Source organism: Bradyrhizobium sp. AUGA SZCCT0182, from assembly GCF_018130185.1.
In the GTDB taxonomy this organism is placed as follows: Bacteria; Pseudomonadota; Alphaproteobacteria; order Rhizobiales; family Xanthobacteraceae; genus Bradyrhizobium.
On sequence record NZ_JAFCLY010000051.1, the window covers coordinates 56,754 to 64,791 of the forward strand.

The window sequence follows — 8,038 nt, forward strand, 5'->3', positions numbered from 1 at the left end:
CTGCGGCTATGGATTGCTTCGCTGCGCTCGCAATGACGACGGCCCACCAGAAGGAGCCCCGCCCGATGCAATATCGTCAACTCGGCCGCAGCGGCCTGAAGATTTCGCCGATCTGCCTGGGCACCATGATGTTCGGCGGGCCGACCGACGAGGCGACGTCGTCGCGGATCGTGGCGAAGGCACGCGAGGCCGGCATCAATTTCATCGACAGCGCCGACGCCTATAATGGCGGCAAGTCCGAGCAAGTGGTCGGCCGCGCCATTGCCAACGTCAGGCACAGCTGGGTGCTCGCAACAAAGCTCGCCAATCAGATCGGCGACGATCCCAATTGCGGCGGGCTGTCGCGGCGCTGGGTGTTGCGGGCGGCGGAAGAGAGTTTGAAGCGGCTCGGCACCGACTATATCGACATCTACTATCTGCATAAGGAAGATCACGCGACGCCGTTGGAAGAGACCGTGCGCGCGATGGGTGACCTGATGCGGCAGGGCAAGATTCGCTATTTCGGCGTTTCGAACTACCGCGCCTGGCGCGTCGCCGAGATCTGCAACATCTGCGACCGCAACGGCATCGACCGCCCGGTCGTCAGCCAGCCCTATTACAACGCCATGAACCGGATGCCGGAGGTCGAGCACTTCCCGGCCTGCGGCTATTACGGCCTCGGCATCGTGCCCTATAGCCCCTTGGCGCGCGGCGTGCTGACCGGTAAGTACCTGCCCGATACGGCGCCCGACAAGGACAGCCGCGCCGGCCGCAACGACAAGCGCATGATGCAGACCGAATGGCGGCCGGAATCGCTGCAGCTCGCGCAGCAAATCAAGGAGCACGCCGAAGCCCGCGGCATCACCGCCGGGCAGTTCGCGGTGTCATGGGTGCTGAACTCGTCATTCGTGTCCGCCGTGATCGCCGGTCCCCGCACCGAGGAGCAGTGGGACGATTACCTGAAGGCGCTCGACTATCGCTTCACGGCGGAGGACGAGGCGCTGATCGACCGGCTGGTCGCGAGCGGGCATCCATCCACACCGGGGTTCAACGATCCCGCCTATCCGATCGAGGGACGGCGCGCGCGCACGGCGACTTAAACGAAAGTCGCATACGGCATCGTCGCCTGCAAAAATTTAATTCAGCGCCTTCGGAATAAATCCGGAAGCCGCCATCGACGTTGTTCACCATCTGCCGCGTCGAAGCGTCGCATCTTCCCGAACATTCTTGCCAAACACCTGCGCAAGCCTTTGTCTCCCTTCCAATAATAAGGGGCGCATCCTTGGTTGGATCGCCGTCAAAACGGGGAGGAAATCATGACGACATCCAAAAAAGACACCACTTCCAGCCGCCGCCGCTTCCTGAAAGTGGCCGCCGCGGGCGCTGCAGCAACGGTCGCAGCCCCCAGCGTCGTAAACGCGCAAGGCGCGACCAGCATGCGCTTCCAAAGCACCTGGCCGGCCAAGGACATTTTCCACGAGTACGCGCTCGACTACGCCAAGAAGGTCAACGACATGACCGGCGGCGATCTCAAGATCGAGGTTCTGCCGGCCGGCGCCGTGGTGCCCGCCTTCGGCCTGCTCGAGGCGGTCTCGAAGGGTACGCTCGACGGTGGACACGGCGTGCTCGCCTATCATTACGGCAAGCAGAACGCGCTCGCGCTGTGGGGCTCCGGTCCCGGCTATGCGATGGACGCCAACATGCTGCTGGCCTGGCACAAGTACGGCGGCGGCAAGGAGCTTCTGGCCAAGCTGTACAGCTCGATCGGCGCCAACGTCGTCTCATTCCCTTATGGGCCGATGCCGACCCAGCCGCTCGGCTGGTTCAAGAAGCCGGTCACCAAGGCCGACGACCTGAAGGGTATCAAGTTCCGGACCGTCGGCATTTCGATCGACGTGTTCAGCGGCATGGGCGCTGCGGTCAACGCCTTGCCCGGCGGTGAAATCGTCGCCGCGCTCGACCGCGGCCTGCTCGATGCCGCCGAATTCAACAACGCCACGTCGGACCGCGTCCTCGGCTTCCCCGACGTGTCCAAGATCTGCATGCTGCAGAGCTTCCACCAGAATGCCGAGCAGTTCGAGATCATGTTCAACAAGGACAAGTACGACGCGCTGCCGGCGAAGATCCGCGCGATCCTCGACAACGCCGCCGAAGCGGCCGGACAGGACATGGCCTGGAAGGCGATCGACCGGTATTCGAAAGACTACGCCGAGATGCAGACCAAGGATAACGTCAAGTTCTACAAGACCCCCGACTCGGTGCTGCAGGCGCAGCTCGATGTCTACGATCAGGTCGTCGAGAAAAAGTCGGCGGAAAATCCGCTGTTCAAGGAGATCGTGGCGTCCCAGCTGGCGTTCGCCAAGCGCGCGACGCAGTGGGAGCAGGACACCGTGGTGAACCGCCGGATGGCGTATAACCACTACTTCGGACCCAACGCCAAGAAGCGGACCTGAGGCAATAGAATCGACCAACAGACCCCGTCCGGGATGGCAATCCCGGGCGGGGTCTTGTATCGTCGGCTGGCCATCGCCTGCGCATTCACGACGCGAACGCGCTCCGACGCGGCGCCGGATCTCAGGTCGGCCATTACGCCCGGCTTCGCCCGGTTCATTCCTGTGCCAAGTAGCAGCCCTTTATTGAGCAGCCCGTACCAAGCAGTCCAGATTTCATGAACAGCGACCGTTTTCTGCATACCATCGACGGTATCAGCACCTTTGCCGGCAAGGCGGCCGCCTGGCTGGTGATGGCCTTGATGCTTCTCGTCTGCGCCGAGGTTTTCAAGCGCTACATCCTGAACATGCCGACCGCATGGATCTTCGATGCGTCGAACATGATGTACGGCGCGGCGTTCATGCTCGGCGGCGCTTATACGCTGGCGCAGAACGCCCATGTCCGCGGCGACTTTCTCTACTCCTCGATGCGGCCGCGCACCCAGGCCGGGCTCGATCTGGTGCTTTACATCGTGTTTTTCCTGCCCGGGATCGCGGCGCTGGCCTATGCGGGCTGGGACTATGCCGCGCTGTCGTGGCGCATCAACGAGCACTCCAACGTGACCGCGGACGGACCGCCGGTCTATCATTTCAAGGCGATGATCCCGCTGGCGGGCATATTGCTGTTGCTGCAAGGGTCCGCTGAAATCGCGCGCTGCGTCATCTGCCTCAAGACCGGCGTGTGGCCGAGCCGCCTCAAGGATGTCAGCGAAATCGACGTCGTCGAGGAGCAACTGGCGCTGAGCGAGCATGTCGACGACGAAGCGCGCCGAAGCGCGATCGAGCATGCGCAGAACATCGAGGAGAGCGCGCGCCAGCGCGGCTTGGGCGGGGACGTGCAGCGATGAGCGATCCGGCACTCGGGCTTTTGATGCTCGGACTCATCGTCGTCGTCATCATCATGGGTTTCCCCACGGCGTTCACGCTGATGGGGCTCGGCATGTTCTTCGGCTTCTTCGCCTATTACCGCGCCGGCGAATCCTGGGCCGACAACCACATCTTCGACCTGATGGTCCAGCGCACCTATGGCGCGATGACCAATGACGTCCTGATTTCCATCCCGCTGTTCGTCCTGATGGGCTACGTGATGGAACGCGGCGCGCTGGTGGACAAGATGTTCTACGCGATCCAGCTGGCGTTCCGGCGCGTGCCGGCGGCGCTCGCGGTCGCCTCGTTGATCGTCTGCACCTTCTGGGGCATTGCCTCCGGCCTCGTCGGCGCCGTCGTGGTGCTGATGGGCGTCATCGCCTTCAACCCGATGCTCAAGGCCGGCTATGACGTGAAACTCGCCTCCGGCGTCATCACCGCCGGCGGCACGCTCGGTATCCTGATCCCGCCCTCGGTCATGATCATCGTCTATGCGGCGGTCGCCGGGCAGTCGGTGGTGAAGCTGTACGCCGCGGCGATGTTTCCGAGTTTCTTCCTGGCGTTCCTCTACCTCGTCTACATCATCGGCTGGGCGCTGATTAACCCCAAAATCGCGCCGAAGCTGCCGGAGAGCGAAACCCGGGTGCCGGTGCGGCCGTGGGTGACGCAGATCCAGCAGCTCTATTCCCGCAAGATGCTGCCGGCATTGCTGGCCGCGACTGTGGCCCCGTCGCGGGCCCTTGCCATCACGGTGGATGGCGCGCGGCTCGGCTACGGCACGATCCTCAAGAGCCTGTCGTTCGTGCTGGTCCCGCTGGTCATGACGCTCGGCACCCTGTGGGGCATCTGGTGGTACGTCGTGATCCACCAGCAGCCGGACGCGCCCACCGCCATCGAGCGCAGCGAGGCTCCGACCCCGCTCGGACAGGGCGCGCCGAGCAGCGAGCCGGTCGAGGAAAAGCTTCAGGAACTGGGCAGCTCGGTCCAGCAGTCCGGCGCGGCCAAAAAGGGCGAGCCGGAAGTGCTGCAGCAGATGGGTAATCTGCAGAGCGAAACCGCCGCTCCGCCATCGGCGTCCGGTCCGCCGGAAGGCTTCTATCTGTATTTCGGGTTCACGGCCGCCGTCCTGCTGCTGCTGCTGTTCTACTATTACGCGATCATGGAGGCCGAACAGTTCGAGGTGCTGCGGCTGTTGATTACCTCGGTGATGCCGCTTGGCCTGCTGACCGTGGTCGTGCTCGCCGTGATCCTGTTCGGCATCACGACCGCCACGGAATCGGCGGCGGTAGGCGCCGCCGGCGCCTTCCTGCTGGCGTTCCATGCCCGCACGCTGAACTGGAAAAAGACCAAGGAGGCGGTGTTCCTCACCCTCAAGACCACGTCGATGGTGTGCTGGCTGTTCGTCGGCTCGGCGCTGTTCTCGGCGGTGTTCGCTATACTCGGCGGCCAGGCGCTGCTGGAGAGCTGGGTGCTGTCGCTCAACCTGACACCGGTCCAGTTCATGATCCTGTCGCAGGCGATCATCTTCGTGCTGGGCTGGCCGCTGGAATGGACCGAGATCATCGTGATCTTCGTGCCGATCTTCCTGCCGATGCTGAAGCACTTCAGCGTCGATCCGATCCTGTGGGGCGTGCTGGTGTTCGTGAACCTGCAGGCCGCCTTCCTGTCGCCGCCGGTGGCGATGTCGGCGTTCTACCTGAAAGGCGTCGCGCCCAAACACGTCACGCTGAACCAGATCTTTTCCGGCATGATGCCTTACATGTTCATCGTGATCATCTGCATGGTCATCATGTATATGTGGCCGGGCATGACGCTGTGGCTGCCGAAATATCTGTACGGCGGCTAAGGCCGGGGGACGCGGGTTCCAGGGTTAGCGGGAACAACGGCCTCAATGGGCCGTTGTCTCCTGCGGTCACCGCAGCCGCAAACCAGCGGAGGATTCCGATGGAACCGATCCTGGGTTTTGAACCGGTCCTGTTTGTTATCGTCGTGGTGCTGCTGTTTGGTGGCGGGAGCTATTGGGGCCGGCGTCACGGCCATTGGTGAGCACGATGATCGATTTTCCGAACCATAGCCGAAGCTATGACCACACAAGGCGCGCCGTGCGGTTTTGGGGCTACGACAGCGCGATCGAGGCCTCGTTCTATGTCAACGAGGAGGCGCTGGCGCGAATCCAGCCGGACGTGCCGCTCGATGAATCGGGCTTTCTGAACGCGTTCGACGCCAACCGCGACAAGATCTGCGCCGCAGCCGCCCGCGTTTACGTGCGCGGCAGCCGCGGCTCTTACGATCTCGGGGTGGCAAACTTCTAAAGGAAGGTGCGGCCTCAATCCGCCGGGCACAGCCCTTCTTCGATCGCGGCCGACTGCAATTGGCCGGCGTCGGTGACGCCTGCCGCCGCGGTTGCCAGGATGCGCGACGCCATCTTCACCTTGATTGCCGGCGTGGCTGGCTTGCCCGACGTGCTGTCGACATGGGCGGAAGCCAGTTCCAGCACCGATCTCATCATTGAAACCAGTTCCGGATTGAAGTTGTTCGGCGAAATCTTGGTCATGCGCACTCCCGTTGGCGCTCATGTAGCGCGGCAACGTGACTCCAATACGACCCTGGTGTGAAGGATCGCCATAGAGGTTAAGGATTGCGCGGCCTCGGGTCTCAATCGTTGGGCGAACAGTCATTGGCGGGCCGGATCTGAAACTTCAATTGACGGCAATTTCTACCTAATCAATCATAGGTTTGGACTGGAGAGCCCAATGTCTACCAATAAGCTGACGCTTAGATTCCGCTGTCCGGCAGAGCTTGAAGGAGAGCTGCCACGGCCCGTGGCGGCGAACCAGGGTGTTCCCGACTGGCTCAAGATGATGCCGGCAAAAGCCTTCAGCGACATCAACTTGCGCGACGAGGAAACGATAAAGCGGTGTCCGCCTTTCGTCGATGCGATGACCTGCGGCTTTCTGATCCCGCTGGTCTGCGACCTGAGGATCGAGAACGGCCAGATCACCTGGGACAACGAACTCCCCCCGGGATCTCTGGATTTTCCCCGTTCACCGATCGGATTTCACGACAAGGGACAGGTTACCGGCACGCCGCTTTTCGATTCCGATCGCTTCATCATCAAATTCCACAATCTGTGGACCATCGAGGCCCCGGAAGGCTATGCGCTGTTCTTCACACATCCCGTCAATCGTTTTGATCTGCCATTCACCACGCTAAGCGGGCTGGTCGATTGCGACCGTTATACCGACACCTGGATACATTTTCCGGCGCACTGGCATGACACAAATTTCCGGGGCATCCTCCCGAAGGGCACGCCCATAGCCCAGTGCATTCCAGTCAAGCGGGAAAGCTGGGTTTGCGAAACTTCGTCGTTCACGCCGGAAGAGACGCAGCAGGCTCGCGAATTCCGGGACACGATGCGAGGGGAGTCCGGATTGTACAGGCGGCAATTCAGGGCGTAGCCGCTCAGTTCGATTCTCCACCCAGGAATTTCGCCGCCGCGCTGGGGCGGAAGAAGAAGCGGCCGTGAGACGAAGCGGCAAGCACGTAGGCGGCGCGGCCAAGCAGGTGGGGTCTTCCGCGCATGACGGCACGCAAGGCCGTCTCGGCGCCATCACGGTCGCCCATCTCCAGCAGGCACGCGGCGAGGTTGGCGCGGGCCAAGGCGTCCTCTGGACGCAGACCGAGCGCGTGGCGGAATTTATCGGCGGCTGCGGCGTAGTCTCGCTCATAGAGCAGGGCCAGCGCGAGTTCCGTCAAAATGTCCGGACGTCCCGGAGCCGCGTCATGAGCGACCATCAGGATGGTGCGAGCCTTTGAGGACTCATGGTTTTGCAGAAACAGGCGTCCCAGATCGACCTTCAAGTCGATGGTCTCGGGCGCCAGCGAAAGGCCTTCCTCGACGATCCTGATGGCCTCGTTGAGTTTGCCGGCCCTGGCAAGCTGACCTGCGAGCTCCTGAAAGGCAGGCAAATACGGTGGACGCCGCGCGGCGGTGCGCCGCAATTGCTCGATCCCATCCGCCGAGCGTTCCGAACTACACAAGGCTGCGCCAAGCAGTGTTTCAACTTCCGCATCGCTGCCGCGGCGAGCGGCTTTTTCGAGCGGCACAATCGCCTCACCCGCACGATTCTGATTGATCAGGGCATGAGCCAAAATGAGCACCGCGCTCCTGTCGGTGCGGTTCGATTTGAGGATTTCGGCTGCAAGTTGCTGTGCCCGGCCGAACTGCCGCATCTGCAGCGCCAGTGAGGCTTGCTGAAGCGCCTGCGCCCGGGAACTGTTGTGGCCGCCACTCACGGCATCGCCTGTGCGAGGTGCGAACACCGCATCGCGGTTTTGCCCGGCCTCACGCCGAGCACGCAGTAATGGAAGTTCAGCATTGCCCGGTCCCAGGTCCGTCGTCTTGCCCGCGGCGACACTGCCATTTCTGATTCAATTGTCAAAGAACGATGAGGTTGCAGATTCGCGTTCTCGCGGCGCGATGCGCCCGAGTCTTGCTTGAAGTTCTCGCCCTCGAATCCAGAGGGCGCAGGGAAGACCGGATGCGCGCTGCACCCGCGGTCTCGTGTGCGAATTGTGCTAAGTAGGCTGCACACGAGCATACAGGGCAGCGGAGAACACCCGGCCTTCCCTGCGCAATGGCTTTACGGCTTATAACGCGCTCTCCCCGGTGAGACGGCCTCTATTGCCACCGTCGTCCCTCG

General features: G+C 62.4%; 8 protein-coding genes. 6 read left to right on the forward strand and 2 right to left on the reverse strand.

Annotated elements, in window-relative coordinates:
• The first annotated feature begins 65 nt into the window (after positions 1-65).
• From JQ611_RS35405 to JQ611_RS35425, 5 genes are all read left to right on the forward strand, one after another.
• Positions 66-1,079: an aldo/keto reductase gene (locus tag JQ611_RS35405; protein WP_212468057.1), complete on the forward strand. Its 1,014-nt coding sequence runs from the start codon at positions 66-68 to the stop codon at positions 1,077-1,079.
• A gap of 216 nt (positions 1,080-1,295) precedes the next feature.
• Positions 1,296-2,432, forward strand: a complete 1,137-nt coding sequence (locus tag JQ611_RS35410) for a TRAP transporter substrate-binding protein (RefSeq protein ID WP_212468058.1) — start codon at positions 1,296-1,298, stop codon at positions 2,430-2,432.
• A gap of 215 nt (positions 2,433-2,647) precedes the next feature.
• Entirely contained in the window at positions 2,648-3,316 is a 669-nt protein-coding gene (locus tag JQ611_RS35415) for a TRAP transporter small permease subunit (RefSeq protein WP_212265214.1), read from the forward strand.
• Entirely contained in the window at positions 3,313-5,181 is a 1,869-nt protein-coding gene (locus JQ611_RS35420; RefSeq protein WP_212265215.1) for a TRAP transporter large permease subunit, read from the forward strand. The genes JQ611_RS35415 and JQ611_RS35420 overlap by 4 nt, the downstream gene beginning before the upstream one ends.
• 205 nt (positions 5,182-5,386) lie before the next feature.
• A complete protein-coding gene (locus JQ611_RS35425; protein ID WP_212265216.1) occupies positions 5,387-5,647 on the forward strand; it encodes a DUF1488 domain-containing protein in 261 nt (86 codons plus the stop codon).
• A gap of 14 nt (positions 5,648-5,661) precedes the next feature.
• Here JQ611_RS35425 and JQ611_RS35430 read toward each other — a convergent pair whose 3' ends face one another.
• Entirely contained in the window at positions 5,662-5,889 is a 228-nt protein-coding gene (locus JQ611_RS35430) for a hypothetical protein (RefSeq protein WP_212265217.1), read from the reverse strand.
• Positions 5,890-6,088: 199 nt separating this feature from the next.
• On the opposite strand from JQ611_RS35430, the gene JQ611_RS35435 reads away from it, so the two are divergent.
• On the forward strand, positions 6,089-6,793 hold the full coding sequence (locus JQ611_RS35435) for a hypothetical protein (protein WP_212468059.1): 705 nt from the start codon (positions 6,089-6,091) through the stop codon (positions 6,791-6,793).
• Between the two features lie 4 nt (positions 6,794-6,797).
• On the opposite strand, the gene JQ611_RS35440 is transcribed toward JQ611_RS35435, so the two are convergent.
• Positions 6,798-7,631, reverse strand: coding sequence for a tetratricopeptide repeat protein (locus tag JQ611_RS35440; protein ID WP_212468060.1), 834 nt, complete (start codon positions 7,629-7,631; stop codon positions 6,798-6,800).
• Positions 7,632-8,038: the final 407 nt, after the last annotated feature.